At 59.5% G+C, this 26,878-nt stretch carries 23 protein-coding genes; 6 read left to right on the forward strand and 17 right to left on the reverse strand.

All coding sequences use genetic code 11. From position 1 onward, the window contains the following. Positions 1-66: 66 nt before the first annotated feature. The 4 genes from AC1DVW_RS11330 to AC1DVW_RS11345 all read right to left on the reverse strand — a co-directional run bounded on the left by AC1DVW_RS11330 (position 67) and on the right by AC1DVW_RS11345 (position 3,859). On the reverse strand, positions 67-648 hold the full coding sequence (locus tag AC1DVW_RS11330) for a hypothetical protein (protein ID WP_477323102.1): 582 nt from the start codon (positions 646-648) through the stop codon (positions 67-69). Between the two features lie 466 nt (positions 649-1,114). Then, positions 1,115-1,960, reverse strand: coding sequence for a hypothetical protein (locus AC1DVW_RS11335; protein WP_477323104.1), 846 nt, complete (start codon positions 1,958-1,960; stop codon positions 1,115-1,117). Positions 1,961-2,130: 170 nt separating this feature from the next. Further along, the gene (locus AC1DVW_RS11340) at positions 2,131-3,006 is read right to left on the reverse strand and encodes an ATP-dependent DNA ligase (protein WP_477323106.1); all 876 of its coding nucleotides are present in this window, start codon (positions 3,004-3,006) and stop codon (positions 2,131-2,133) included. Positions 3,007-3,115: 109 nt separating this feature from the next. Further along, positions 3,116-3,859: a hypothetical protein gene (locus AC1DVW_RS11345; RefSeq protein WP_477323108.1), complete on the reverse strand. Its 744-nt coding sequence runs from the start codon at positions 3,857-3,859 to the stop codon at positions 3,116-3,118. 106 nt (positions 3,860-3,965) lie between these two features. Here AC1DVW_RS11345 and AC1DVW_RS11350 point away from each other — a divergent pair, with 106 nt between their 5' ends. Continuing rightward, positions 3,966-4,202 (forward strand): helix-turn-helix domain-containing protein, encoded by a 237-nt coding sequence (locus tag AC1DVW_RS11350; protein WP_477323110.1) that lies wholly within the window; start codon positions 3,966-3,968, stop codon positions 4,200-4,202. A gap of 13 nt (positions 4,203-4,215) precedes the next feature. Here AC1DVW_RS11350 and AC1DVW_RS11355 read toward each other — a convergent pair whose 3' ends face one another. The 7 genes from AC1DVW_RS11355 to AC1DVW_RS11385 form a co-directional block, all read right to left on the reverse strand. Further along, positions 4,216-4,860, reverse strand: coding sequence for a site-specific integrase (locus AC1DVW_RS11355; RefSeq protein ID WP_477323112.1), 645 nt, complete (start codon positions 4,858-4,860; stop codon positions 4,216-4,218). Positions 4,861-5,245: 385 nt separating this feature from the next. Continuing rightward, positions 5,246-6,334 carry a hypothetical protein gene (locus AC1DVW_RS11360; protein ID WP_477323114.1) on the reverse strand — a complete coding sequence of 363 codons (1,089 nt, stop codon included), beginning with the start codon at positions 6,332-6,334 and terminating at the stop codon, positions 5,246-5,248. 552 nt (positions 6,335-6,886) lie between these two features. Further along, on the reverse strand, positions 6,887-9,052 hold the full coding sequence (locus AC1DVW_RS11365; protein ID WP_477323115.1) for an adenylate/guanylate cyclase domain-containing protein: 2,166 nt from the start codon (positions 9,050-9,052) through the stop codon (positions 6,887-6,889). 319 nt (positions 9,053-9,371) lie between these two features. Continuing rightward, positions 9,372-10,682 carry an HlyD family type I secretion periplasmic adaptor subunit gene (locus AC1DVW_RS11370; protein WP_477245648.1) on the reverse strand — a complete coding sequence of 437 codons (1,311 nt, stop codon included), beginning with the start codon at positions 10,680-10,682 and terminating at the stop codon, positions 9,372-9,374. After that, positions 10,682-12,436 (reverse strand): type I secretion system permease/ATPase, encoded by a 1,755-nt coding sequence (locus AC1DVW_RS11375; RefSeq protein WP_477245650.1) that lies wholly within the window; start codon positions 12,434-12,436, stop codon positions 10,682-10,684. Before AC1DVW_RS11375 ends, AC1DVW_RS11370 begins: the two co-directional genes overlap by 1 nt. Positions 12,437-12,536: 100 nt before the next feature. Then, entirely contained in the window at positions 12,537-13,928 is a 1,392-nt protein-coding gene (eglC, locus tag AC1DVW_RS11380) for an endo-1,3-1,4-beta-glycanase EglC (protein WP_477323117.1), read from the reverse strand. A 260-nt stretch (positions 13,929-14,188) separates the two neighbouring features. Beyond that, positions 14,189-14,845 (reverse strand): TetR/AcrR family transcriptional regulator, encoded by a 657-nt coding sequence (locus AC1DVW_RS11385; RefSeq protein ID WP_477323119.1) that lies wholly within the window; start codon positions 14,843-14,845, stop codon positions 14,189-14,191. Positions 14,846-14,998: 153 nt separating this feature from the next. On the opposite strand from AC1DVW_RS11385, the gene AC1DVW_RS11390 reads away from it, so the two are divergent. The 5 genes from AC1DVW_RS11390 (at position 14,999) to AC1DVW_RS11410 (ending at position 20,630) form a co-directional block, all read left to right on the forward strand. Continuing rightward, entirely contained in the window at positions 14,999-16,156 is a 1,158-nt protein-coding gene (locus tag AC1DVW_RS11390; protein ID WP_477323121.1) for a serine hydrolase domain-containing protein, read from the forward strand. Between the two features lie 32 nt (positions 16,157-16,188). After that, positions 16,189-17,772 (forward strand): ABC transporter substrate-binding protein, encoded by a 1,584-nt coding sequence (locus tag AC1DVW_RS11395; RefSeq protein WP_477323123.1) that lies wholly within the window; start codon positions 16,189-16,191, stop codon positions 17,770-17,772. A gap of 223 nt (positions 17,773-17,995) precedes the next feature. After that, entirely contained in the window at positions 17,996-18,739 is a 744-nt protein-coding gene (locus AC1DVW_RS11400; protein ID WP_477245657.1) for a class II aldolase/adducin family protein, read from the forward strand. A gap of 178 nt (positions 18,740-18,917) precedes the next feature. Then, positions 18,918-20,123 carry an ROK family protein gene (locus tag AC1DVW_RS11405; protein WP_477323125.1) on the forward strand — a complete coding sequence of 402 codons (1,206 nt, stop codon included), beginning with the start codon at positions 18,918-18,920 and terminating at the stop codon, positions 20,121-20,123. A gap of 6 nt (positions 20,124-20,129) precedes the next feature. Then, complete coding sequence (locus tag AC1DVW_RS11410) at positions 20,130-20,630, forward strand: peptide deformylase (RefSeq protein ID WP_477323126.1); 501 nt, start codon at positions 20,130-20,132, stop codon at positions 20,628-20,630. A 14-nt stretch (positions 20,631-20,644) separates the two neighbouring features. Here the strand turns inward: AC1DVW_RS11410 and AC1DVW_RS11415 are convergent, their stop codons facing one another. Genes AC1DVW_RS11415 through AC1DVW_RS11440 form a run of 6 tightly spaced genes read right to left on the reverse strand, consistent with a single transcriptional unit; the run spans position 20,645 to position 26,804 of the window. Then, positions 20,645-22,654 (reverse strand): beta-N-acetylhexosaminidase, encoded by a 2,010-nt coding sequence (locus AC1DVW_RS11415; protein WP_477323128.1) that lies wholly within the window; start codon positions 22,652-22,654, stop codon positions 20,645-20,647. Positions 22,655-22,682: 28 nt separating this feature from the next. Continuing rightward, positions 22,683-23,159 carry a GNAT family N-acetyltransferase gene (locus AC1DVW_RS11420; protein WP_477323130.1) on the reverse strand — a complete coding sequence of 159 codons (477 nt, stop codon included), beginning with the start codon at positions 23,157-23,159 and terminating at the stop codon, positions 22,683-22,685. 21 nt (positions 23,160-23,180) lie between these two features. Beyond that, positions 23,181-24,119: an ABC transporter ATP-binding protein gene (locus AC1DVW_RS11425; RefSeq protein ID WP_477323132.1), complete on the reverse strand. Its 939-nt coding sequence runs from the start codon at positions 24,117-24,119 to the stop codon at positions 23,181-23,183. Next, complete coding sequence (locus AC1DVW_RS11430; RefSeq protein WP_477323134.1) at positions 24,116-24,925, reverse strand: ABC transporter ATP-binding protein; 810 nt, start codon at positions 24,923-24,925, stop codon at positions 24,116-24,118. Before AC1DVW_RS11430 ends, AC1DVW_RS11425 begins: the two co-directional genes overlap by 4 nt. Then, positions 24,922-25,824 carry an ABC transporter permease gene (locus AC1DVW_RS11435; protein ID WP_477323136.1) on the reverse strand — a complete coding sequence of 301 codons (903 nt, stop codon included), beginning with the start codon at positions 25,822-25,824 and terminating at the stop codon, positions 24,922-24,924. Before AC1DVW_RS11435 ends, AC1DVW_RS11430 begins: the two co-directional genes overlap by 4 nt. After that, a complete protein-coding gene (locus tag AC1DVW_RS11440; protein WP_477245671.1) occupies positions 25,821-26,804 on the reverse strand; it encodes an ABC transporter permease in 984 nt (327 codons plus the stop codon). Before AC1DVW_RS11440 ends, AC1DVW_RS11435 begins: the two co-directional genes overlap by 4 nt. Between the last annotated feature and the right edge of the window lie 74 nt (positions 26,805-26,878).

The raw sequence follows: 26,878 nt of genomic DNA on the forward strand, positions 1-26,878 counted from the left end.
AGCGACGAAATCCGAATATGACACCCCGCCCGGTATCGAACGCGTCGCGGCAACATACAGACTTGATCATTGCTTGGCGTTGATGAGAACTTTCAAAGCTGCCTCCGCGTCGTCTGCGGACGTCGCATCGCAGAACCTTATGTTTAGGCTGTCGTACTTCTCAAACATAGATTCGGTCTTGTCGTCGCACTTTGACGGTTCGCCTTCGCAAGGATTGTAATGGTCTCTCAATTCCCGAAAATGTAAACACATCTCGGCATCCTTACAACGAAGTTTCAGTATTTCTGGGTCTTTCCTCATCGGCAATATCATTTCGGAATAATTTCCGTAGACCTCCGAAAAAATCAATCGTCGTATGGATTGCGCCTTGCCAGACTCGTCTACGTAATTTTTTCTTGAAACTATTGAAAATTCATCGCCAGTTCCGGTATACCTATTTACTCTCGATTGAAGCCACTTTTCTCCTCGGTCTCTCTCATCGCTGGTAGTGCTGTCGTATGGAGGAACCGGGCATTTGAGCGCGATTTCCAACAATGCGATGGCGTCATCCCCTTCGTCAGCCCAGGATGGCGCCGCAACAAAAGCCAGCAAGAAAGCAGCGGCGAAAGGCGACCAAGCCCAGAGTTGACACTTGAGCTTCATAACCACGCTTACCCTCCAACTCAAAAACAACGGCGACGAGGCATCGGGGCAGCCAACCACTATTTTAGCAATCGCGCAAGAACGCGAATCGAGCCGCATCCCCAAGCCACTCGAAAGGTTAAGGGGAGCCCATTTCTTGCCCTTCAGTTACCGGCTTGCCGGCATTTGCAGACCCCGGATCAACGCAGACCCAATCCGTTACTATGCATGCGATGCTAGGCGCTGAGCACTGTCCTGCGTCATCTTCTATACGACAGATGCTGCATCCATCGTTGAACTGCCGGCAGGCGGGATCGTCGCGAATGTGCTCGGCCAGCGTCTGCCCGGCATAGGCGGATGACGCAAAGAGAAATATTGCAACCGGAACTATCCATTTTACGTCGTTCATTTCCATTCCCTCCCAGATTTGGACAATGATTGGACGACGGCGAAGTTCTATTCCTTGGGACCGATTGAGGAGGATTTTTGCGGATTAGGGCGGGGCATCGCAGTTGCTGCCTTCGCAGGCATAGTCACAAGCCCATTCACCCGTCTGGTGGCAATGGTCGTAAATCTCCCTCACCGACGCGCCGGGATTGTCGAGAGAAAAGTTACAATGCTGCTTTCCCACCTGATAGACATTAGCCCAGAAAGCGTGCTTGTTTCGGCAGGCATCAGGAAAGACCCACCTGTTGTCTGCCTGTATTTGCTTGCGCACTCGATCTTGATTCTTGCGGAGCTCGTCTAAATCTCTCGCGAGTTTTTCACGCTCCTTAGCAAGTTCCTTACGCCATACTTCATTGGAGCCTTCCTTTGCATTGTTGAAATAGTCAAAGTTAGCCTTCGCTTTATCTTTGTAAGATGGGACTCGCTTTTTTGCCTCAGACAGTCGGCTTTTCATAGGATCAGTTGGCGGCTGATCTGATGAATCCGAGCCAGCGCCTCCAGGTTCATTTGCCGAACCTTCATCCTTGTCTTTCGACACCGCTGACGACAGTTGCCAGACTTGTATTCCGGTACAGTCATCTCTAGCAAATAGACAATAATATTCTTCTCGTCCATTAGATTGTATGCCCGTCTGTCGTGATTTCTTTCCAGCAACAATCTCTATACGTATGTCGCTACCACATATATTTGTAACCTGAACCCCAAATCTTTTGTCATAGCAACTATTATTATACCGTATCGGACATACCCCTGGCGGCAATAGCTCAGTTTGTCGCGCTTCAGGCAAGTTTGTAGCAACAATACAAGATTGTTTGATGAGAGTCTCATTCTGCTCAGCGTTGGCAATTGAAGTAACCACTATAAGGCTCGCTATGGCTAGCAACAAGCGCATTTGGTCACCCTCCTAGAGATAGTAACACCGTTCAATTTACTTGACGGTCGCTTAGAACAGTCGCCGTCCTATCGGCCCTGGAGCCAAGCATGATCTCGTTTCAGCGCAGATTCAAGCGATCGCTAAATTGGCTAGCTCAGGGGGGCGATCGTCAGCCATTTGGCGGCCGTTCATTCCTCGCGAAAGTCCCTGAGTGACGCATGGCGCAGCTTTTCTTCGCCCTTCAAGAACTTCACTCGCCCCACCAGCCCGGGCTTCAACCACTCGGCCTTCTCTCGGGCAAGCCCATTCGGCGGGGGAGCGCCGATCTTGCCCTGAACACGATCCCACAGGGCCAGCCGCTGGTCGGCTTTGAGGGTGACGAACGCGCCGCCCATGTAGTGGCCCTTGTCAGCCATCAACACCATTGCCGGCTTTCCGGTCTCCCGCTTCACCCCGATTATGTCCATTTCCTGCTCGACGTAGCACTTGATCTTACGCCAATTCATCGTTGAGCCGCTGCTATAAGGGCTGTCGAGGCGCTTCGAGACGATGCCTTCGAGGCCGGCCTCACAAGCAAGATGATAGACGGCCTCACCAGAGCCAGGCAGCGCCTCGCTGAACTGGATATGGCCGCCGGCCGGGATCATCGCCTGCAAGATTTCGCGCCTGTCTTTCAGCGGCATGTCGCGCAGATCATGGCCGTTGAGGTGCAGAAGGTCGAAGGCGACGAGGTAAAGGTCTAGGGGGCGTCTCGTGATGGCCGAGCGCAGCGCATGGAAGTCCGAAAGCCCAGCCTCATTCGTAACGATTGTCTCACCTTCCAGAATGAAGCTCTCGGCCTTTATCGACTTCGCCTCGTCGGCAAGCGGCCGGTACTTGGCCGTCCAGTCGAAACCGTTCTTGGTGTAGAAGCGTATGCCGTCAGCGACTTTGATGATTTGGGTGCGGTAGCCGTCGAACTTGACCTCGTGGCCCCATTCGCCACCCTTGGGCGGCTGTTCGACTAACTCCGGCTCCATCGGGCGGATGAAGGACAATCGGACCCCGCCGGCAGGCTTACGCATGAAAACCCCAACACGACACTCGAATTTTATTCAATATCGCACAGCCGTAAGCGTTCCGTTAGCCGGTGCTAAAAAGCGTCAGAACCAAACAGCTGAGGCCCTCGTCGGGTCAGTTGCACTCGCCCAAGGCACCGGCGATCATCTTGTCGCTTGCACCAAGTTCATAAGTTCCCAATTTCTGGTTTTTCGCCATTTGGGATCGGATATCGGGAAATCCAAAATCTTGGGCAGCACCGTTTAGGCCATATTTCAGACCGCCGAGTTCGATAGTCACAACGGGTCGTCTCACACCACCAACGGAAGCGCGATCACATCTAAGCACTCCTTGCTTAAAGGCTGGAAACGGCCACTCGCCGCCAAACTCTGCTTTCGTAATCGCCCTCGTATAAGAGGGGTACAAGGTCCGCGCCGCCCCCGGAATTTCATCGTCCAAAACGCTCCGAGACTTGCCCTCCCACATCGGTGACGTGAGCGCTAGGGCGAAGAGAGAAATTGAAACCAGCGCCGAATTGTGCCGATTTAACGCGAGGAACACACCGGTCGTGGCGAGGCAGAAAGCCATCCATCCTGCGGTTCCGTCCGCGTAGACGCGTTTGACAACTCCAATTTCGACGAGCCAAACCAGGACAAGGCAGACCCCTACTCCGATGATCAGACACGCAAATGCAAGAGCGCGCCAATTCATCCAAGGCAGGGCATTCGTTGAAACCTGTACTTCGGTTTGGGTTGGCTGCTGGACCTCCTCGACCGCGCTCAGCGAACGGATGAGGACCAGTCCACGTTTGAACTTCTCTTCATCGATCTGACCAGCCTGCCACAATTCGATCAGTTTTTCGTACCGCGGGTCAGACATTTGTATTGCCCCAATCGTTCCCCTTGCTCTGAACGATATCCAATTTTTGGATAATTTGAAGATGGGAATACCGCCGTGCGGGTAAGCTCCAGCTGCCCCACCCAGAATGGCGAAGACACTTCACTCGGCTCGACATCGACGGCTCGCGGAACTGATCGTTGAACAACGGTTGGCAGCGGGGCTGACGCAGGCTGCAGTTGCCCAAGCGATGGGACGTCACCAACCGTTTGTCGCAAACATAGAAGGTGGCGACCGCCGCGTTGACCTGATCGAGCTGATGGATTTGGCTTCGATCATCGGGTTCGATGTGCGCGACATTCTCGAGCAGCTTGAACGCTTATAGGCCACTATCCCGTCTACAAGACCGCGCCAGCAGCATTGTTTTCGAACATGTTGCCATCACGTATATATCTGGCCAGCATAACGTCGCTCGCGTGGCCGGTTTGCGCCCTGATCTTGTGAGACGGAGAACCAGCCATCGCTGCGCTGGTGGCCAACCCGGCGCGAAGCGAGTGGCCCGAGTAACCTTCCGGGTCGAACCCGGCTGCCCCCGCGCGGTCCTTGACGACTATCGAAACAGCCTCACCCGACAGCCGTTTATTAGCGACATAGCCGTGGCGGTTAATGAGACGGAAGATCGGTCCGGTTTCGATCTGGGCGTGAGCAAGCCATTCAGACAGATGCTGGACCGGGCACCATCTCGACCTGCCGAACGGTATCCCGATCTTTCGGCCCGCGCCTGTTTGGTCAGTCTTGGATCGGCGGAGGGTGACAACGATGCCTTGCCGAACTCGCTCAATATCTCCGGCATCGAGACCGACGAGTTCCGAGCGTCGGAATGCCCCAGCGAAGCCAATCAGAATCATTGCTCGGTCGCGCATATCTTTGGGCCGGTTGCCGATGCGCTCCAGTATCTGAAACAAATCATCCCGAAGCAGCGGCTTCGCTTCCCTTTGAGCGGTTCCGATGGAACGGCGTATCCCGCGCAGGGTCGCCTTCACGATCTCTGCTTTGCAGGGGTCATCAGCTCCGATAGCGCGATGTGCTTTCGAGATCGAGGCCAGATATCGAGCGAGGGTTGCCGGTCTATGCGTCGAAGCGCGGGCGGCCAAGTATTCCGCGATCCGTTCTGGTGAAGAAGGGATAGACCCGCCGGAAGCCTTGTATTGGGCTAAGTCCGCCCCGTACGCGCGTTTTGAGCTGGCGGAGAGGGAGTTGGTGATAAACTGCTGGAAGAGCGCAGGCGGGGCTGTGAGGGCACTTTGCGAGATGGGAAGACATACCTCTGTGCAAGTGATTGCACTGGCAATCTGCGTTCCATCTTTACCAACCCCTAAAGGAGTTCCGTGGCGAGGAGCGCCAGTTCCGAATTGACGAATTGCCGGGCTAGAGAACATTGGCCCGCTCCTCGTTCAAGAGGTCGATATCTGCGCGCAGAAGGTCGAGCAGCGTTACGACCTCCTTGGGTTCGACCACGAATGAATTCCAATCGGCTTGGCGACGGAGGCTGACGCTATCCGGCCAAATGATCCGGTCCTTCACCAAACCGCTCTCCACTCGGAAAAGAGCGTGGCCTAACATGGACATCCGGTCGCGGATGGCAATGTGACTGCGAAGCCATTGTGATGTGGTGCTGCCTCCAGCAAGAAACTGCGCCATCGCGGCTCTACCCTCACGCGTGAACTTGTCTAAGGCCCACGACGGTATTCGGCTGATCATCGTCTCTGGCGGAAACTGGTCAGACCGCGTGGTGACTTCGGAGCCTTCAAAGGCTGACCAAAGAAGCGGAAGGAATGCGCAAATGACTTCGCCTGTCTGCCGATACGCTTCGCGAGAGATTTCCACCAGCGTATGAGGTAAGCCTCGCTCGCATAGGAATTCGAACATCGCTTGCGGATGCCCACGCCGTCTTGCCAGATCACTCGTGACTGCCACTAACTCGGTCCCCATCGCGTACCGTAAGGCGATGGCGCGGCGCTCTATCGGATCGCTGCCCGCGACCACATCAAGCAAGTCGCCAAACGGTAGATCGGCGAGTTCGAGACGATGGTCGCCCCACTCTGGGCAGTCTTCGCTGACAACGTGAAGATCGTCCGTGCAGCGGCATTTCATGGCCTCGGATAAACGCATGACAATCAGACTAACCAAGTGCCAACGGTGGTATCGCTTAGCCAGTCGCCTCCTTTGCGCCCCGGCAACGACAGTCAGATAGACTGCGTCCAAATCACCAAGGCCGACATCCTCGACTGCGATAATTGCCAAGCGTCGCCAGAGGCGATCCGGCGCGGCTTGTAGCAGCAAGGCTGCCGCAGCCAGCGCTAGATCGGTTCGACCACGCCGCACGCTCTTCTGAAGCAACGCCGTCGCCAACCAGGGCGAGGTCGCGGGAAGGCTCGCGGGTAGCTCTGACTGGCGGTGGTGAAGTTGTCGTTCGAGGTCGAAAATGACTGAGGCAATGATGTCTGGGCCGTTCATGTTTTGCTCTCCGTTTCGGTGAGAGCCAGATCATCCGCGCCCGCTACTAACTTGGCAGAATGAACGGCGTAGGAAAGTGAAAATCCAACCTTTCTGAGACGCCCGGCCGTGAGCGGTCGTTTCATTGTTCCCAAGAAAGGGAAAATATTCCGAGGTATTTTTTCCTAGATAAGTCGTTGAACGAGCCGACTAAATCGAGATTTGTCAGGCGAATTCGCGTCGGCCCAGTTATCGATCCAAAGGAAGCAGGTGGATCGAGAGGCGTGCTTTTTGGATCGAAGCGCGATCCAAACCAAGCAAATTGAGAAGTGGAGCGAATTGACTAGCTAATACAGGACCTTACGCTCGTATCACTCTCAGTCGCTTCGCCAGCGTCTCACCCAGTTGCCTGATACCCAAACGATACGGGTTCGAAGTGATGTTTAAGGCTGTAGCGGTCTCCCGCTACCACCTTCACAGTCCAAACGATTCTCCGGTCCCCTCATGGCTCCCCGGAAGCGCATCGTTTGCGGGGTGTGCGGCCGAAAGCCGGGGAGAGCAGGTCCCGGGGTCTTATTTGACGGTCGAAAACTCAAAACGATCGAAACGGAAGACTGCCGTATACTCGTTGCGTCGCTCCGGCGTCCCGGCAGGATTGCGAAAGATCGCGCCGCAGGTTGTCTGAACTTTCGGAATGGCGTCGCACAGGAAGTTCTGCTGCACCCAGCTGGTTCCTTTATCTATCCATGCGCCTCCCCCGCGCAGGTCACGACCGAGGATGAGCGACCTGATCTCCGAACCGGTAAGCCGGTCCTTCGCATCCAGATCGACCTCTTCCGGCAACTCCGGCAAACCGGCCTTGTCCAGGCCGTCCAGCAGACGCCCGATGTCAGCCGGGTTCTTGAACACAAAATATCTCTGCGTGACCAGCTGATTTGCCCCTCCATCCTTTCGTTCCAACATGACGTTCCTTAGCCTGTCACTATAGGCCGCGACCTGGTCACTGCGCCCGAGATGTGCGTAGGCCGAAACCAACACCTGCAGGCCGTAGAATTTCGGCCATGGATCGGTCGATTGGAGATCGATCCTTTCAAGGTAGTCGACAGCTTCCTCGAAACGACCCTGGCCAAATTCAGCCAGCCCAGCCAGGTAGTGCCGATGGTCATTGCCGCCTGGGTCGACACGGTTGGCCGCGACGAGATAGTCGCTGGCCTCGTTCGGCCTGCCATTGAAATTCAGAGCTTCTGCCAGCCCGACATAGTTCAGGGGATCGCTCGGGTCGAGCGCCACTGCCTTGAACATAACCGCGACTGCCTCGTCGGACCGGTGCTCGCGAACCAGCAAACTGGCGACGAGCTGATAGTAGGACGGCGAAGGATGCCTAGCCGCCGCCCCCAGGTACTTGTATACGTTGAACTGCGCAATGCTATCCGAAGAGGCTAAAGCTTTGACCCGTGGCCCGTCCATGTCCCAATAGGCCCATGCGAGCGAGGCTGCCGCCACGCCGAAATTCGGATCGAGTTCCAGCGCCTGCTGGAAAAACCTCACCGCCTGCGCAAACTCGTCTGGAGTATTGCGACGATTGTAGATCTCCATGCCCTGGAGGTAAGCTTCGTAGGCTGCAGGATTGCGCGTGCCGCCCGCGACATCTGCCTTGCCTTGGGCGCTGACGAGACGGAGCTTGAGCGCGCCCGCGATGCTGACGACGACCTTGTCCTGCAACGCAAACACATCCGTCCACTGGCCGTCGAAACGTTCTGYCCAGAGATGACCGGTGGTCGAGCCGTCGATCAATTGCGCGTTGATACGCATGTCGTCGCCGACCCGACGTATCGAACCCTCCAGTATGTACCGGACACCAAGCGCTGCGGCGACCTCAGCGGGTCTGGTCTCCTTGTCCTTGTAGGCGGAAGCCGCGTTTCGCGACACGACGAACAGTCCGGGCACGCGTGCAAGTTCTGTGGTCAGGTCCTCGGTGAAACCGTCGGCCAGATAACCTTGCGCCTTGTCGTCGCTGAGATTGTCAAATGGAAGCACGACGAGGGATGGCCGGGTGTCGGCTTTCGCATTGGCCGTCAGGGCGGTGGGCCGAAGCGGTGGCTCCCACGGTCGCCACCACGCTGCTGCAAGGCCGACTGCGACAACAAGGACCCCAATAACGACGGCCAGATTGCGCCTGAAGCGTGGGTGTCGATTGACAGTCATGGGCTTTCCCGCCACCGCGGGATCGAGCAGCACCCGGTACGCTTGCACCGGTTCGGCGATGTTCTTCAGCTTCTGTTGGCCCATCGGCTCAAAGCCGAAAGCCAACTTCTTCTCAACCTCTTTTGCGACCTTTGCCGAGACACAGATGCCGCCAGGTTCCGCCAGTTGTTGGAGCCTGGCAGCGACGTTGACGCCTTCGCCATATCGGTCCTCGCCCTCGACAATCATCTCGCCGAGATTGATCCCGATCCTGACGCGAATCCGATGATCCTCGGAAACGGCGGCGTTGCGTTCCGCCAGGGCGTGCTGCAACGACACGGCACATTCGACCGCATCCACGACGCTGCCGAATTCGGCCAGCAGTCCATCGCCCATCAGCTTGAAGATGTGGCCGTGGTGGCGGGCAATCTCAGGCTCGAACAGTTCCTTGCGTCCAGCTCGAAGGCGCTCGAACGTGCCGGCCTCGTCGCGTTCCATCTGGGCGGAATAGCCCACAACATCGGCAGCGAGAATGGCGGAAAGCTTACGGTCCATCGATCTGGCCTGTCCCCCGTGGAGTATAGACCTGGTCACACTGAAATGAAACGACCGACCTCTCCAGCGTCCGTCGCCGGTGTCTCTGGATCATCCAGCAATCGTTGGCACCGATCTTGCCATCGAGGATGACGGAACTGTCGCTTTGATGCTTGAGCGCCGAGGCTCGCCTCCCGCAATCTCGATGGCGAACTGCAGTTCCAGCGAGATAGCAGGAAGGCGCCGCGGCGGTGGTCGACTTGGCATTGTGCAGCGCCCCAGAGGACTGAACCGCGAAAGATCGGACGAGGTTCAGATGCGAGGAAAAGCAACGCGCATTTCACTCCTCCCTGAAGGCCCGCGCAATCTGATCCGCCAGGGGTTTCACGAGATAGGAAAGCATTGTGCGACCGCCCGTCGAAAAGAACACCTCGACCGGCATTCCAGGTGCCAATGTCAGGCCCTTGAGCCTGGTAAGCTCCGCGCGGGTCAAGTTGACGCGCGCTGTATAGAAGCTGGCGCCGCTTCGTTCGTCGATAGTGAGATCGGGAGAGATCTCGCTGACGACACCGTTCAGTTCCGGCGTGATCCGCTGATTGAAGGCAGTGAGCCGCAGGATCGCACTCTGCCCCAGTGTCAGTTGATCGATATCTTGCGGGGCCACGCGCGCTTCGACAGTCAGGTCGTCTGCCACCGGTACGATGAGCATGATTTGCTCACCCGGAGAAACAACCCCCCCGACCGTGTGTACGCCGAGTTGATGAACGACGCCGGTTTGCGGACTGCGTATATCGATACGCTTGAGCTGATCCTCAGCTGACACCTTGCGTTCGACGAACTCGGAAAGCTTGGCCTGAACGTCACGGAGCTCGGTCGCAACCTCGCTGCGCAGATCCTGGTCGACCTGGATGATCTGCAGGCGGATTTCGGATGTATGACCCTTCGATTGCGCGATCGCCGCTGTAAGCTGCCCGTGCTCGCCTTCCAGGCGCACGGCATCGCGTTCGAGCGCGGTTATGCGATCAATCGAGACCAGCTTGCTTTGCCAAAGTTTGCGCATGCCCTCGAGCTCTATGCCAATCAGCTTGATTTCCTGGCTTTTGGCGTCTCTTTGCTCGGTCAGGCCGGAGACCTCCTCGACAAGCTGAGCGATACGCTCCGCCAGCTGAGCCTTCTGGCCAGCGCGCGCCTGCCTGCGAAACTCGAACAGGGATCGCTCGCCGGCCATCGCGCGGCCGGTCTCGGGTTCCGCTTGCCGCGACATGAGTGACGCCGGAAAGGCGATGACGTCGGCACCGTCGCGCTCGGCTTCAAGGCGCGCCAGGCGGGCATCGAATTCATCGAGGCTCTTGGTGACAATGGCCAGATTGGCGCGGGTGATCGTTTCATCGAGACGGATCAGGACCTGCCCCGCCTGCACGGCATCGCCTTCCCGGACCAGGATTTGACCGACCACGCCGCCCGTTGGATGCTGCACCTTCTTGACGCTGGAATCGACGACCAATCGTCCCGAGGCGATGACGGCTCCGGAAAGCTCCGTGACGGCGGCAAGGCTTCCCGCGCCGCCAACAAGCAGGACGCAGGCGGCGATGCCGCCAAGCAGATAGCGCCGAATGGTCCTGTCAATCGCGGATGCAGCGCGTTCCGCCATCAGGATGTGGCCTCTTCGGGGCCGGAGACGACCTTCAGCGGGACGCCTGCCGGGCGGGTAACCTTGTTCAACACCTCATTCTTGGGGCCAAAGGCCTGCACGCGGCCGCCGGCCATGACGAGCACCTGGTCAAGGCTTGCCAGCGCGCTTGGCCGATGCGCCACGACGACGGCAATGCCACCTCTTTCACGCACGCCCTGGATTGCCACCGTCAGCGCGGTTTCGCCTTCGGAATCGAGATTGGAGTTGGGCTCATCCAGAATGACCAGGAACGGATCGCCAAAGAGAGCCCTGGCCAGCGCCACCCTTTGTCTCTGGCCAGCCGAAAGCGCCGACCCGGCCTCACCGATCCGCGTCTCATAGCCTTCCGGCAGATGGACAACGAGATCGTGCACGCCGGCAGCGCGTGCCGCCGCCAATATCTTGTCCGAGGGCGCCTGGAGTTCGAAGCGCGATATGTTTTCGGCAATGGTGCCGTCGAACAGCTGGACGTCCTGCGGGAGGTAGCCGACATGCTTGCCAAGCTCTTCGGGCGACCACTGGTCGAGCGTCGCGCCGTCCAGCCTGACGGTTCCGCGCACCGGCAGCCAGATACCGGCGATGGCTCGCACAAGCGAGGATTTTCCCGAAGCGCTCGGCCCGATGATGCCGAGGCCGGCGCCCTTCTCCAGCGCAAAGCCGGCATCCTGCACGACCACACGACGCTCGCCCGGTGGCGTAACGCTGATGCCTTCGACCGAAAGCGCCGATATCGGCGCCGGCAGCGAGACACTTGTTGCAGTTTCGGGAAGCAGGGCCAAAAGCTGCGTCAGCCGAGCCCAGGCCTGGCGGGCAGTGACGAAACCCTTCCAGTGGGCGATGGCCAGTTCGATAGGTGCGAGCGCCCTACCCATCATGATCGAACTGGCGATCATTATACCGCCCGTCGCCTCCTGATGAATGACGAGATAGGCGCCGATCGCCAACACACCTGACTGCAGCATCATCCGCAGGATCTTCGAGATCGTTCCGAGCGTACCCGCCAGGTCGCTCGCTTTCGCATTCGTGTCGAGATAGTCGGCGTTGATGCCCGACCAGCGCTCGGCGATACGTGAGCCAAAGCCCATGGCCTGCAGAACCTCGACATTGCGGCGGGTAGCCTCGGCAAGCGTGTTGCGCGCCGCGGCCTGGCTGTTTGCCCTTTTCGTCGGCTCTCGTGTGCGCATTTCGGCAAGCAATGTCAGGCCAAAGAGAATGACGGCGCCGGCGAGCGCAGCCATGCCAATCCAGAAATGGAACAGGAAGCAAATACCCAGATACAGCGGCATCCACGGCAGATCGAAAAGCGCGGTCGGACCGGCGCTCGACAGAAACGAGCGCACCTGGTCGAGATCCCGCAACGACTGCAGGCCATCGCCAGCGAGCTTGGTGCGCAATGGCAGGCGCATCAGGGCTGCATAGACTTGCCCGCTCAGCTGCGCGTCGAGCGCCATGCCGATGCGCACCAGCAGCCGTGACCGGATGAGCTCGAGCACGCCCTGGAAGATGAAAAGCGTGGCGGCAAACACGGCAAGCCCGACGAGCGTCGGCACGCTGCGGCCGGGTATGACGCGATCATAGACCTGCAGCATGAAGAACGAGCCGGTCAGCGCCAGGATGTTGACGACCCCGCTCATCAACGCGATTCCGGCGAACGCGCGTCGAAACGAAGCCAAAACCGATGCGAGGGTTGTTCGCGGCGGCTCGGATGGATTGGACTGCGTCGTCGCCTTCACATCAGTTCCTGTTCAGTCTCAGGCAGCAATGCAATAAATGGAGATTGCCGAGGCTTGATGACGAACGTGTCCGTACCGGCCTCACCATCAGCTGTTGCGCCTAGATAAACCAATCCCCCAGCGCATAAGCGTGAACATAGTCGATGTGCATTTCCGCCGGCGTCGCCAGCCCGTCGGCGGGTGCTCCCGCGATGCCGCCAACCGCCAGGTCGACCAGCATGTACATCGGCTCGTGCATGTCGGCAGGCGTTGCGGCACGGGCGACTTCGACGTCGTCGAAATACCAGACCAGTTCGTCTTGCGTCCACAGCACCCCGTATGTGTGGAAGCCTGCGGTATCCGAGACATAGGGCGTCGCGCCCACGGTTGTGTGCGCTCCCGTCTCGTTCGTGTGGCCAGTCAGGAGGAGCTTGTTAGGGTCCTGGCCGGTCATCTCGATGGCATCCAGTTCCGGCGGCCAGGAACCGTCCGCCGGCAGCAGCCAGAAGGCCGGCCACGCACCTTGTTTCTCCGGCATGTCGGCACGGATTTCGAAATAGCCATAGGTCTGCACGAAGGTATCGTGGGTCGTCAGCAGGCCCGACGTATACTTGTAGTCGTTTATCAAGGGCTGGATCGCTTCCGCAGCCCGGGCGGCGGTTATCGTGAGAACGCCGCTGTCGACGCTGAACGGATGGACGGAACTGGTCGGCGCGTAGTTGGCATCGATATACCATTGAAGCTCGCCATTGTCGGTGAGCGAACTGCCGTTTGCGCCGCCCCACCAGAAGTTCGTGTCCCAGGTGCCGCTCGAGCCGTTCCTGAGGCTCAGCGTGTTGAACTCGTCGGAGAAGGTGAGTTCCAGATGCGACCTGTCCAGCGCCAGATCGAACTGGCCTTCCGTGAACTGGCCGACCGTCTTGTTGGCGAAGACCAGAAACTCGGTGCTGGAAAGATTGAGCCGCACATTCGCGCCCGACTGGACCATATTGGCCTGCACCTGCTCGAAGGAGGTGGAGCCGTAGCTCCCGACGCGCACGGTGTCGTCGGCGCCAAAGTCCAGGATCAGGTCGCTGCCGTTGCCCCGGGTAACGACGAAGATGTCCGCCCCCGATCCGCCTTTCAGAACATCATCGCCCTGCAAGCCGTCGAGCGTCTGCTGGCCGGCGCCGCCGGTAATGATGTTGTTTAGCGCGTTTCCGAAAGCATAGTGTTTGTCGCCGGTGACGGTCAGGTTCTCGAAATTCGCCGGCAGCCGATAACTCATCCAGGTCGAGATGGTGTCGACACCCTCATTGGCCAGCTCGACCGGCTTGTTCTTCGTGGAATACAGATAGTAGATGTCGTCGCCCTTGCCGCCATACATCGTGACGCTGACGCTGGCGTCGCCGTAGATGGTGTCGTTGTATATGCTGCCATAGAGTGTCGGGCCGGAATTGGTCGCCGAGTACCACTTTGTCGAGGACCCGCTGTAGGAGAGTGGAACGCCTTTGGCGTTCAGGACGGTCGCCATGCTGGTCTCTGCTCCTTCGACTCGCCTTGATGTCAGGCCTAGCATCTATGGAGGACACGAGAAGCCAATGCTTTTTTTGGTCTTCGACTTGGGTTCGACTTGTGAGAGTTACCAAGAACTTAACATGCAGGCGGTCCGGGCCGCCCTCATTGCCTCTAGTGCATCAAGGTTGGGCTGCCAGCACTTTTTTTGGTCACAAGTCGTCGCAATGTGCGGGGCTACGGGAAAGGGGCAGACTGCGTTGAGAAACGCGATACCTGCTATCCAGGTTCGAGCGCGTCGCCTTGGGCTTTGGATGGAGCAGCATCCAAGACGCAATTCACGAGAAGCAAGCAAGCTCTCAGGCCATTCTCTATGGCCTCGCTATTCTTTCGACGCACCCAATCAAGCCACAGCCCGTCCATCGTCGCAGTAATGCTGTCCACGAGAAATGGGACTGATTCACGGCCCTTCGTTCGTTCATCCGCTATCTGACTCAGTATCTCTGAAAGTTCATTTCGGAAATGCTGGTAAAGGGAAACCTCGGTTTTCAAAATATCGTCGGAGGCCAAAGCGGCGGACCAGAGGTCGATCCGGACGCGCAAGAAGTCCCTTTTGAGGAAATTAGGGGTCAGGAACGTCCCCAGGAAAATTTTAAGCTGCTCAGTCGGGGAATTAGATCCTTTGGCGCGTTGATCGCGGACCGCTTCTATCAAGAGATTTGACGTATATCGATAGGTCTCAACAAGAACCTCATTCATATCTTTGAAATTGTAGGTTATGTGACCCAAGGAAATATTGGGGTGCTCGGCAATTTTTCGAGCGGTTAATTTGGCGTAGCCGACCTCCTTGATGCACTGGAACGCCGCCTCGATGATCTCGGCCCTCCGCGCCTCGGAGGTCAGATACGTTCGTGGGGATTTCCGCATTGCCGCCATCTCATTCCTGCTTTCAGCGTTCGTCGACAGAACCGGCTTTCGGTTCCAAATGCAAATCGTGGCGAGACCCTGCGATGCCCAGCGATCCCTTGACAATGAGTATGGTACGACCGTACAACAATGGTACATATGTACTAATAGCCGGAAAATCCGATGCCTGCCACCGCGTCAAACGGGACCGTAAAGGGCCATGTCGAGCCCGGCTTCGAAGCCGTTGCGGAGGAGTTTGAGAGGAATTTCATCGAGCGAGGCGACGTTGGCGCCGCATTCGCCGCGGTGCATTCGGGTCGAACTGTTGTCGATATTTGGGGCGGCAACGCGGCGCCGGGCCGACTATGGCAGCAGGACACCCTGCAAGTCGTCTTTTCCGGCACCAAGGGCCTATTGGCGGGGTGCATGTTGATTCTGATCGAGCGCGGTCTGGTGGATATTGATGCACCGGTCACAAAATACTGGCCTGAATTTGCACAGGCCGGGAAAGAACGCATTCTCGTTCGCCATGTTGTTTCCCATCGCAGTGGGGTTCCCGGTGTCGTAGCTCCATTGTCGATCGATGACGTGCCGGACTACGAGAAAATAGAAGGCCTGCTTGCAACGCAGCCTATCGCAAACGATCCCGACGCCTTCGCTTGCTACAATGGACTGACGATCGGATGGCTGTGCGGGGCCATCATCCGTCGTGTGGATGGCCGGACGCTCGGGCAGTTTTTTGCCGACGAGATCGCTCGGCCTCTGAATCTGGAGGCATGGATCGGGCTGCCACACGATCTCGAATCGCGCGTGGGAGAGATCGAAGTTGAGGACGCGATAGGCTGGGTTGACGCAGATCCGGAAAATCCAACAGGTCGATCCATCTGGAGCAATCCCCCGCTGCTCACCACCCATACCGCTGCGTGGAACACGAGGGCATTTCACGCCGGTCAGATTGGCGGAGCCGGCTGTATCGCAGCGGCTCGTTCCATGGCTCGTTACTACGGCTGTCTCAGCCAGGGTGGCGAGATCGATGGTGTGCGCATTCTCAAGCCTGAGACATTGGATCAAGGTTTGATCGAGCGTTCGCGCTTCACAGATCCCTATTTCTCCGAGCCGCTGGCCTTTGCCACGGTCTTTGCGCTTCAGACGCAAAAGATGCGTTTCGGTCCAGCCCACGATGCCTTCGGGCATTCAGGAGCCGGCGGCTCCATTCATGCCGCCTGGCCGTCACGAAAGACAGGGCTGTCCTACACGATGAACCAGATGAGGAACGATCCGGACGATCGTCGCTCGCGCTTCGTTCTGGAGAAGCTCTTCGAAGCGGTAAACCTGCAATAGGCAATGTTGGACAAGCAAAAGGGGAGATTCAAATGCCGGAAGAATTCGAAGCTATGGCAAGGGCCACGGTCCGGGGCAAACTGAGCCGGAGGGAATTTCTTGGACGCGCGGCAACGTTGGGGATCACCGCCACGGTGGCCCAAAATCTGCTCGTTGGTGCTATACGCGCCGCCGGCCCGACCAAGGGGGGCACGTTGAAGGCGGGCATGGTCGGCGGCGAATCGACAGACAGCCTCGACCCCGCGACCTGGGCGAGCCAGGTGCCTCTGACATTCGGACGGACTTGGGGCGAAACTCTGGTTGATGTCAGTCCCGACGGTTCGATCGCAATGAAACTTGCGGATCAAGTGAGCTCGTCGAAAGATGCCAAGACCTGGACGTTCAGAATCAGAAAGGACGTATCCTTTCACGACGGCAAGAAACTCGTCCCCGCCGACGTAGTCGCGACGCTTGAGCGACATTCCGATGCGAAGTCAAAATCCGGCGCCCTTGGTTTGATGCGCGGGATCGACACGATCAAAGCGGATGGCGACAGCGTTGTCATCGGTTTGAAGGATGGTGACGCCGATCTGCCCTATATCTTGTCGGACTATCATCTGGCGATCCAACCAAATGGCGGCAAGGACGATCCCGCGGCAGGAATAGGAACCGGGCCGTACAAGATTTCGACCAACCAGCCCGGTGTGCGCCATGCTGGAGAGAAGTTTTCCGGATACTGGAATGGCGATATAGGCCATGCCAGCGAGGTCGAGATCATTGTGATCAACGACACGACAGCGCGCACGGCGGCACTCCAGGGCGGTCAGGTCAATATGATCAATCGTGTCGAGCCGAAGATCGTCGATCTGATCAAGCGGGTAGCCGGCGTGACGATCCGCACGGTTGCGGGAAGGGGACACTACCTGTTCGTCGCTCATTGCGACACCGCGCCCTTCGACAACAATGACCTCAGGCTGGCGCTCAAATATGCGGTTGACCGCGACGAACTGGTCAAGAAAATTCTGAACGGCTACGGCAGCGTCGGCAATGACAGCCCGATAAACGCGACGTATCCGCTCTACACGCCCGTCGAGCAGAGGTCATATGACCCGGACAAAGCCGCCTTCCACTATAAGAAATCCGGACACAGCGGATCAATCCTTCTGCGAACCTCCGAAGTCGCGTTTCCCGGCGCGGTCGATGCGGCGCAGCTTTATCAGCAGAGCGCTTCCAGGGCGGGCATCAAGCTGGATATCAAGCGCGAACCTGGAGACGGCTACTGGTCGGAGGTGTGGAACAAACAGCCATTTTGCGCTTCTTATTGGGGTGGGCGCCCAACGCAGGATCTCATGTACACAACGGGATATTATTCTAAGGCCGATTGGAATGAGACCCGATTCTTCCGCGACGATTTTGATAAGATGCTCAGTCAGGCCCGCTCGGAGCTCGACACCGAAAAGCGCAAGAAACTATACGCCGACATGGGGTCCATTGTCAGGAACGATGGTGGGGCCGTCGTTCCCATGTTCAACGACTACATTGACGCAACGGGTCCAAATGTAGAGGGCTGGGTCGACGATCCAAACTACGAAATGTCCGGCGGTTCAGCCTTGATACGCTGTTGGATGAACTCCTAGAGCATGATCCCGAAAAGTGGGAACCGGTTTCCGGAAAAGATCATGCTCAAACAAGAAGATAGAGCCCCATCCCGATTCCATCGGGATGGAACAGGCTCTCGTCGCGAACAGCGCGTATAGTCCGCCGATCCCATTTTTGAAGCCCCAGCGGCCAAAGCCGGCTGCTGGGGCATCAGCTTGATGACGGCTCGTCGAATTTCGCATTGTAGGACTGGGGCAAGCCATGAGTCATGCGCCGCAATCGGAAGAAGCCACCAGAGTCGCTTTGGCCGCCTGCTATCGGCTGGCTGCCCATTTTCAGATGACGGATCTGATCTACACCCACATCACAGCCAGGGTTCCAGGCACCCAAGGTCAGTTTCTCATAAATCCCTATGGCCTGCGGTGGGAGGAAATTACGGCGTCGTCTCTGGTCAAGATCGATACAGATGGCCAGAAAATCGAAAATACGCCTGCCTCCGTCAATCCCGCAGGGTTTACGATTCACAGTGCTGTTCACACTGCTCGCGCCGATGCGCATTGGGTTATGCATACGCATACGAAAGCGGGGGTAGCGGTTTCGTGCCTTGCGGAAGGCTTGCTTCCGCTCAATCAGATCGCGCTGCAATTCTTCGAACGCCTAGCCTACCACGACTTTGAGGGCATAGCCCTGGATCATGCGGAACGCAGTCGCATCGTCGCCGACTTTGGCAACCATCCCGCACTTGTCTTGCGCAACCACGGCCTTCTCACGGTCGGCCGTACTGCTGCTGAAATGTTCAACACCATGTTCTACCTGAACCGAGCCTGCGAGATCCAGGTTGCGACGCTGTCGATGGGGCGGGATATCGTAGCGATCCCGGGATCGATCGCGCAGAGAGTGGTCTCGCAAAACGATCAAATGTCGCTCGATGATGGTGGGCTCGAGTTGGAGTGGGCAGCACATTTGCGCATGCTCGATTCGATTGATCCGACATTTCGGACCTGAGAAGTCTAAAAGGCGTTGGAAGCCGGTCCGGTGAGCGCTGCGCCGCCTGTTCCCGATATCTTGCGCTTGCGGACCGGGCAGGCCCTCGGCTGAAATCAATCGCTTGACATTAATTAAATCAAGATGATTGATTTATTTTTAGGATCATAATTCGCAAAGACTCGTCTAGCTGGTCATCATGATAGTCAAGAAAGCCATCGCCGGCACCAATCTCGAACAGGCCAAGTCACACAATCGCCGCGTGGTGATCGAAGCGATCAGGACCAACGGCGCCTTGTCGCGTGCGGCCATCGCGCGACTGACAGCACTGAGTTCACAGACCATTTCCAACATCGTCGAGGAGCTCGAAAAAGAGGAGCTGCTGCGCCCGGAAGCGACGCAGAAGGGCGCTCGCGGTCAGCCGGCCGTTCCCTATTCGATCAATCCCGACGGCGGTTATTCGATCGGCCTGCAACTCGACCATCAACTGGCGGTGGGTGTCATCACCGATCTGTCCGGCACGGTTCGGGCCCGTTTCGAACGGCCGGTCGACCGGCCGACGCCGGCGCAGGCGATGCCATTGCTGGCTGCGATTGCCGATGATTTGATGCGGACGTTTCGTTTCGACCGCAGCCGCCTGCTTGGCATCGGCATGGCGATGCCGGGCCCGTTCGACGTCGAGGGCATGACTTCGGTCGGGCCAACGGCACTGCCTGGCTGGCAGGATTTCCCCGTCGCCGAAGAGCTCGAGCGGCTGACCGGCATTCCGGTGACGGTGGAGAACGACGCCACCGCAGCCGCCATCGGCGAACGGCTTTACGGCGTTGCCCGCAACCTGAGCAGCTTCGTCTATTTGTTCATCGGCACCGGTCTCGGCGCTGGGCTGTTTCTCGATGGCCATCTCTACAAGGGCACCCGCCACAACGCCGGCGAGATCGGACATATGATCGTCAGTCCTGGCGGCCTCGAATGTGGCTGCGGCAAGCGCGGCTGCCTTGAACGCTACGTCTCGTTGCGCGCCGCCTATGAATGTCTGGAGATCCCCGATCCCGATCATGCCTCGCCGGAACTGCTCGAGGCTTTGCTGGCAAGCGGCGACAGCCGCATGGAACCATGGATCGCACAAGCCACCGCGCCGCTGCGCCAGGCGATCAATGTGCTGGAACTGGCGCTCGATCCTGAAACCGTCGTCCTCGGCGGCTTCATGCCGCTGGCCGTCATCGAGCTTCTGGCGAGCCGACTCGACCCCTTGTATCTCTCGGTCAGCTCGACCAGCACCCGCACGGTACCAAGGGTGCTGGTTGGCGCCGCCGGCAAGGACACCTCGGTTCTGGGCGCGGCCGCGCTGCCGATTTTTTCGGAGACCAACCCGCAATTCGACGTGCTGCAGAAACCGTTCGGATAAGATCCTATGGCGGTTCGATCGATTGTAAGATTTCCCAATCCGCTTCTGCGTGCCATCGCCGATCCGGTGGAGCTGTTCGACAACGACTTGTCCAAGCTGGCGGGCGATCTCATCGACACCATGCACGCGGCACCTGGTATAGGTATCACCGGCCCGCATATCGGCATTTTGAAACGCCTGGTCGTGATCCAGCTGCCTTCTGCCGCAAAGCCGGGAATCTATGTCAATCCATCTGTCATCCAGGCCTCGCCTGAAATGATCCGCCACGCGGAAGGCAGCGTTTCGATGCCCGGTGTCACCGAAGACGTCGAGCGACACGCACGCATACGGGTTCGCTATCAGGATCTCGACGGCAACGAGCGGTTCGAGGATGCCGATGGTCTGCTGGCTGTCTGCCACCAACATGAGATCGATCAACTCGACGGTATCTTCTGGACGCACAGGCTGTCGCGCCTGAAGCGCGACCGTCTGACCAAACGCTACGACAAACTCATGCGGATGTCCTGAACGGAAGTCTGGCGCTAGGATAGCCCGTAGAGCACCGGCATCAGCCCTGCGAGCGCGCTGAACCGTTCCCAGGATTTTCGCTCCGGCACCGTCCAACCGGTCTCGGCAAGGGCCGACAGCCGGGGAAAGACCAGCCGGTCGAAGACGGCGCGGTYGGTCATCGGTTCCGACCAGATGCAGCATTGCACGCCGAGGAAATGTTTTTTCTGCGCAGCGCTCCAGCCTGCCACCGGATCGAAGCCGTAAAGCTTCTCGGGCGATGACCAGCCGGCCCAGGCAGCGCCGGGCTCCGACCATTCCTGGCTGTTGGCCATGTCGAGGTAATAGACCTGTCCCGGATTGACGACGATGTCATAGCCTTCGCCGGCCAGTGCCGCCGAAACCTCGACGTTGCGCCAACCATTGAGGTAGCACTTCGTCTTGTCGATGACGTTGCCGTGCGCGGCTTCTTCCCAGCCGCCGGTGATGCACCCGCGGGAGGCAAGGAAGGTTTGTATCCTTTTGAGGAACTGGGCTTGCAGCAGGGCAGCGCCCGAGCCGTCGATCTCGTCGGCGCCATGCGTGTTGGTGACCACGCCGAGCCGCTTGGCATGCGACTGCGCCAGCGCCTCGCCGCCGAGTTCGGCAAGCCGTTTTAGCGCCTGCGGCGAGCCCGACCATGCACCGATCGGCACCTCGTCGGCGCCGACATGGATCGCCTTGAACGGGAACAGCTCGATCATCTCGTCGAAGATCGTTTCGAGCACGCGGTAGGTTTCCTCGCGTGCCGGGTTGAGGCAGTTGTTGGGAAATCCCTGTACGGAAAAATACTGGCCGTGTTCGCCGGGATCGCGCAGCTCGGGCAGCGCCTCGAGCATGGCGTAACAGTGGCCGGGCACGTCGATCTCCGGCACCACTTCGATGCCGAACCGGCCGGCCAGCGCGACGATCTCGCGGATCACAGCCTTGGTGTAATAGCCGCCGGTCTTGCCGGGGCCTGAGCCAAGCAGCGACGGGATCGGCAGGCCGTGGCCGCGCCAGGCGCCGATGCTGGTGAGCGCAGGGCATGCGTCGATTTCGACCCGCCAGGCCTCGTCATCGGACAAATGCCAGTGGAAACGGTTCAGCTTGCTCCAGGCGAGGATTTTGAGGAACTTCGCGATCTCGGCGGAGGCATAGAACTGCCGCGCCGCATCGAGGTGGCAACCGCGCCAACCAAGCGACGGTTCATCGTTGATTTCCCCGCTGGCCGGAAAAGTGAAAGTGCCAGGATGCTGTCTCGCGCCACGCACGATCTGCCCAAGCGTGATAAGCCCATAGAGGAACCCTGTTTGAGTCGATGCTAAAACCGTCGCAGCGTCAGCCGAAAACATGATCGCATAGGCTTCCGCTCCGAGACCCTCCTTGAGGGACAGGATCACGGGAAAGCCACCTTCCGCTGCCGGACGCACCAGTCCCTCAGCTAGGAACAGGCTGGCGCTGAGTTCGGCAAAGGCTGCCGCAGCAATTGTGGCCTCCCTGCCTCCTGGCCTTGGGTCAAGACCAGCTGGCGCCAGCATGGCGCCTGACACCTCAACACTCCGCGGCCAAGGAATGACCGAGATGGAAGCCGGCGCGACAGTCGGCACCGGATAGGGCTCGGCGCCGCGCTTCAGCGGCGCGTTGTCGCCTTTGGCCTTCGTCGGCTCGACGGAGATGCGCTGGACGCTGCCATCGGCCAGCACCAGGTAGGCGCCGGTAGCGCCATCCGTCCAGTGGCGCAGCGGGTAGCTGAGGCCGCGCGCCGTCAATGTCCAGGCCGCACCGGGTTCGAGCACGAAGCCGACGGGTGGCGCAAACTCGGCATGGTTCGACACGCGATTGACCAGCGTGGCGCCTTCGACGGCGGCCGCCGGGTCGATCCGCGCCGGGCCGCTGATGCAGAGGCGGAAATCCTGCAAGGCCCGACTTGAGGCGTTGGTGAGTTTTAGCGAATAGGCCAGCGCCTGGTTGTCGGATGCGGGCGTCCAAAAACTCTCCAGCCGCAGGGCAAGTGTCTCGGTCATGGCAATCTCATGTGTAAGCGTGAAAAGATCAGTCGACCGACTTCAGCAGGCCGGCATAGATGCCGGGTTCCGAATTGGGGATTTGCGTCGCGCCGACGGTGCGTTCGTAGAATTCCGACGGGCCGACATCGCCAATGATGGCGTAGGCATAGCCCATGGTCTTGAGGTCGAGCAACGAAGCCAGCAGCAGCGCATGCCCGATGCCCTGGCCGCGCACCGCCTCGTCGACGCCGGTCGGGCCGAAAAAACCGCGGGCGATCGATTCATGGCAGGCAAAGCCGACCAGTTTTTCCCCCTTGGTGGCCAAGAAACAGGTCGGCGGCTGGCGCATCATGGAAACCGCCGTCTCGCCCGCCCAGCCGGAGCTGAACTTGCGCCGGACCCAGTCGGTGACCAGTTCGAGTTCCGGGGCCAGCGCCCGGCGAATGGTGACAGCGGCGCTGCGGACGCGCGCGTCGAGTTCCGGATCGGGAGCGAGAAGCGAGAGATTGACAAGATAGTCCATGAAAACCTTCCGGCGTGAATGTCAGGAAACGGCGCCCAACGCGCGGACGAAATGGTTCGACCCGACCTGATCGACCACGGTCGAGGTTGGCCGGCTCAAGCGGCGCACCTCCTCGGCGTGGCCGAGAAAACGGGCGCTGTCGCCGGCAATGAACGGCCGATCGGGGTCGGGCACAGCCGAAAGCAGCAGCCGCGTATAGGGATGGCGGGCATCGCCGATCACGGCCCGTGTGTCGCCCCACTCGACCATCTGTCCCGCAAACATCACGATCACCTCTTCGGCGACATGGGCCGCGGTGGCGATGTCGTGGGTGATGTAGAGCAGCGCCAGCTGCCGCTCGCGCTTGACGCGCGCCAGGAGATCGAGGATGCCGAGGCGGATAGAGACATCGAGCATCGAGGTCGGCTCATCGGCAACCAGCACCTCCGGCTGAACGGCGAGCGCGCGTGCGATGTTGACGCGCTGGCGCTGACCGCCCGAAAGCTCGTGCGGAAACTTGTGCGCTGTCAGCGCCGGCTCCAGCCCGACCCAGTCGAGCAGATCGGCAACGCCTTTCACTTGCTCGGCCTTGCTTTTGGCGTGGCCATGCAGCGCCAGCGGCCGGGCTAGGTGATGCTGCACCGAAAACACCGGATTGAGCGAGGCGAATGGATCCTGGAACACCATCTGCACGGCGCGGCGATAGGCCTTTTCGCCGGCCGCCGTGCCGGCTCGCGTCACGTCGCGGCCGCGGAAGAACATGTCGCCACCGGTCGGGGCGTCCATGCGCGCGATGATGCGGGCGCATGTGGTCTTGCCGCAGCCGGACTCGCCAACCAAWGCCAGCGCATGGCCGCCCCGCAGCGACAGCGAGATACCGCGCAAGGCCTGCACAAGACCGAAGCTGCGCTCGATGCCATCCAGCCTGATGATCGGCTCGGCCTCGATCGTGGCAATTGGGGTCGTCGGCACAGCATTCATACGGCCGCTTCCTTTGCCAGGCCTGGCAGTTGCGGGATCGCGCCCCAGAGTTTTCGTGTGTAGTCATGCGCCGGGGCGCGACTGACCTGCCTGACATCGCCGATCTCGACCAGTTCGCCCTTCAGCATCACCCCGATGCGGTGGCAGAGCTGCGCCATCAGGTGCAGATCGTGGGTGATGAACAGCACCGAGAAGCCGTAGCTTCGCTGCAGGTCGATGACCTGTTCGAGGATTTCGCGCTGCACGACGACGTCGAGCGCTGTCGTCGGCTCGTCCATGATGATCAACTCCGGCTTCAGCGCCAGGCAGATGGCGATGACGATACGCTGGCGCATGCCGCCTGAGAACTGGTGCGGATAGTCGCCAAGTCGGCTGGCCGGGATGCCGACCAGCTTGAACATCTCTTCTGCCCGCGCCCGCGATTTTTCGCGCGACGAGCCGGTATGATGGCGCAGCACATCGTGGAACTGCGCCTCGACCCGCATCAGCGGATTGAGCGAATTCATCGCGCTCTGGAACACCATACCGATGCGCCGCCAGCGCACCTCCTGCAGCTTGCTTTCCGTTAGTTTCAGCAGGTCCTGGCCATCGAGCAGGATTTCGCCGCCCGCCACCCAGGCCGGCGCCTTGGCGAGCCTTGTGATGGCGTAGGCGATCGTGCTTTTACCGCAGCCGGATTCACCGGCCAGCCCGAACAGTTCGCCGCGGCCGATGTCGAAGGATACGTTCTTGACCGCGCGAAAGGCTCCCTTGTCGAGCAGATAGTCGACACTGAGGTCGCGGATTTGCAGCAACGCTTCGCTCACCGTGCCGCCTCCAGTTCACGCTTGCGCAGCCGGTTGAGGCGCAGCCAGCGGCTGAGCGCCGGGCCGGAGCGCAGCTGCGGGTTGGCGATTTCGTCGAAGGTGAAGTTCAAGAGCGCCAGGCCCAGCCCGACCAGTGCGATGCCGGCGGCCGGCGCGCTGATATCCCACCACGCACCGACGATGATGGCCGACGAATTCTGCGCATTGTAGAGCATCGTCCCCCAGGTGACGTTGAGCGGATCGCCAAAGCCGAGATATTCGAGCGTCGTCTGCGCCACGATGGCGTAGATGATCGAGCCGACGATGTTGATGCCGATCAGCGGCACCAGATTGGGCAGGATCTCGACGAAAATAATCCGCCAGGCGGGCTCGCCGACCATACGCGCGGCGGTCACGAACTCGCGGTTCCGGAGTGCCAGCGTCTGCGAACGCGTCATGCGCGCGCCCCACGGCCATGAAGTCAGCGCGATGATCATCATGATGGCGACAGGTCCGACCGTGCCGGCGAAGGAAGCGAGCAGGATCAACAGCGGAATGTTGGGAATCACCAGCACCGCATTGGTGATCAGATCGAGCGTGGCGTCGGTGCGGCCGCCGAAGTAGCCGGCGACAAGTCCGATGATGGTGCCGAGCGCGGTGATGAACAGGCCGGTGGCGAACCCGACGGCCAGCGACGGGCGCGCGCCCCAGACGAATTGCGCATAGACGTCGCGGCCCATCTTCGTGGTGCCGAAATAGTGCTCGACGGTCGGCGGCTGATGCGAGCGCCCGACGCGCTCACCGGGATCGGTCGGCGCAAGGATCGGCGCGAACAACGCCATCAGGCAGAGCGCGGCGACGATGATCAGGCCGGCGACGGCCTTCTTCTGCCGCCATAAAAGGCGCCAACCAAAATTCATGCCCGCTCCTCCCGAATGCGTGGATCGACGAACCCGTAAAGGAGATCGACCAGAAGATTGGCGCCGAGCGTCGCCATCGTCATCAAAAGCAACTGGCCCTGGATGACCGGATAGTCGCGTGCGACGCTGGCGGTAAACAGCGTCAGCCCGAGGCCGGGATAGTTGAAGACGATCTCGGTCACGATCGAGCCGCCGAACACGGCGCCAAGCATCAGCGCCAGATTGGTCAGCACCGGCAGCATGGCGTTGCGCAACGCGTAGGAAAACATCACCATCGTCTCGCCGAGCCCCTTCGCGCGGCCCATGGTGACGTAGTCCTCGCCAAGCACCGATATCATCGAGGAGCGCGTCGTCGTCTGGAACTCGCCGATCAGATAGGGCGACAGCGTCAGCACCGGCATGATCGCGTGCCAGAAGACGCTGCCGAAAAAGGTGAAGTTCAATCCCGGGTCGAGGTCGGGATTGTAGGCATAGCCCACCGGGAACCAGCGCAGCGTCACGCCAAAGGTGAACAAGGTCGCCAGTCCGATGATGACCGGAGGGATCGCGATCAGCACGACAGAAAACGGCGAGACGAACGCATCGAAGCGTCCGCCCCGCCGCCAGGCTGCCACTGCGCCGAGGGAGACTCCAACGCAGAGGGAAAAGATGATCGCCGTGGTAACCAGGAAGGCGGTCCAGCCGGCGGAGCGAGCCAGAACCTGGGTGACGGTCTGCGGGTAGTATTTCACCGACACGCCGAGATCGAACCTGGCGAGGCCGGTGATGTAATCGACGAACTGCCCCAGCATCGGCTGTTCGACGGCGCCGAAGCGGGCCTTGATCGCTTCGATCGCCGCCGGTGTCGCGCGCGGCCCGAGTTGCGCGATCATGCCGTCGACCGGACTTCCCGGCATCAGCCGGGGGACAGTGAAATTCATGACGATGGCGAACAGGAAAGCGACGAAATAGACCCCGAGTCGTCGAAGAGGAATCCGCATTCACCTGTCCTTATGCTCGGTTTGCCTTCTCTTCCTGTGGAAGAAGGCGACGGATGGAAGGGGGACGACGGCTG

It is taken from the genome of Mesorhizobium sp. P3_B5, assembly GCF_056402815.1.

What these genes read in the sequence shown, in the direction of transcription:
- AC1DVW_RS11395 (WP_477323123.1), top strand. Translation starts at nt 16,189, where the DNA reads ATGCCGGAAGAATTCGAAGCTATGGCAAGGGCCACGGTCCGGGGCAAA.
- AC1DVW_RS11400 (WP_477245657.1), top strand. Translation starts at nt 17,996, where the DNA reads ATGAGTCATGCGCCGCAATCGGAAGAAGCCACCAGAGTCGCTTTGGCC.
- AC1DVW_RS11370 (WP_477245648.1), bottom strand. Translation starts at nt 10,682, where the DNA reads ATGGCGGAACGCGCTGCATCCGCGATTGACAGGACCATTCGGCGCTAT.
- AC1DVW_RS11440 (WP_477245671.1), bottom strand. Translation starts at nt 26,804, where the DNA reads ATGCGGATTCCTCTTCGACGACTCGGGGTCTATTTCGTCGCTTTCCTG.
- AC1DVW_RS11340 (WP_477323106.1), bottom strand. Translation starts at nt 3,006, where the DNA reads ATGCGTAAGCCTGCCGGCGGGGTCCGATTGTCCTTCATCCGCCCGATG.
- eglC (WP_477323117.1), bottom strand. Translation starts at nt 13,928, where the DNA reads ATGGCGACCGTCCTGAACGCCAAAGGCGTTCCACTCTCCTACAGCGGG.
- AC1DVW_RS11335 (WP_477323104.1), bottom strand. Translation starts at nt 1,960, where the DNA reads ATGCGCTTGTTGCTAGCCATAGCGAGCCTTATAGTGGTTACTTCAATT.
- AC1DVW_RS11390 (WP_477323121.1), top strand. Translation starts at nt 14,999, where the DNA reads ATGCCTGCCACCGCGTCAAACGGGACCGTAAAGGGCCATGTCGAGCCC.
- AC1DVW_RS11385 (WP_477323119.1), bottom strand. Translation starts at nt 14,845, where the DNA reads ATGGCGGCAATGCGGAAATCCCCACGAACGTATCTGACCTCCGAGGCG.
- AC1DVW_RS11350 (WP_477323110.1), top strand. Translation starts at nt 3,966, where the DNA reads ATGGCGAAGACACTTCACTCGGCTCGACATCGACGGCTCGCGGAACTG.
- AC1DVW_RS11360 (WP_477323114.1), bottom strand. Translation starts at nt 6,334, where the DNA reads ATGAACGGCCCAGACATCATTGCCTCAGTCATTTTCGACCTCGAACGA.
- AC1DVW_RS11420 (WP_477323130.1), bottom strand. Translation starts at nt 23,159, where the DNA reads ATGGACTATCTTGTCAATCTCTCGCTTCTCGCTCCCGATCCGGAACTC.
- AC1DVW_RS11345 (WP_477323108.1), bottom strand. Translation starts at nt 3,859, where the DNA reads ATGTCTGACCCGCGGTACGAAAAACTGATCGAATTGTGGCAGGCTGGT.
- AC1DVW_RS11435 (WP_477323136.1), bottom strand. Translation starts at nt 25,824, where the DNA reads ATGAATTTTGGTTGGCGCCTTTTATGGCGGCAGAAGAAGGCCGTCGCC.
- AC1DVW_RS11410 (WP_477323126.1), top strand. Translation starts at nt 20,130, where the DNA reads ATGGCGGTTCGATCGATTGTAAGATTTCCCAATCCGCTTCTGCGTGCC.
- AC1DVW_RS11405 (WP_477323125.1), top strand. Translation starts at nt 18,918, where the DNA reads ATGATAGTCAAGAAAGCCATCGCCGGCACCAATCTCGAACAGGCCAAG.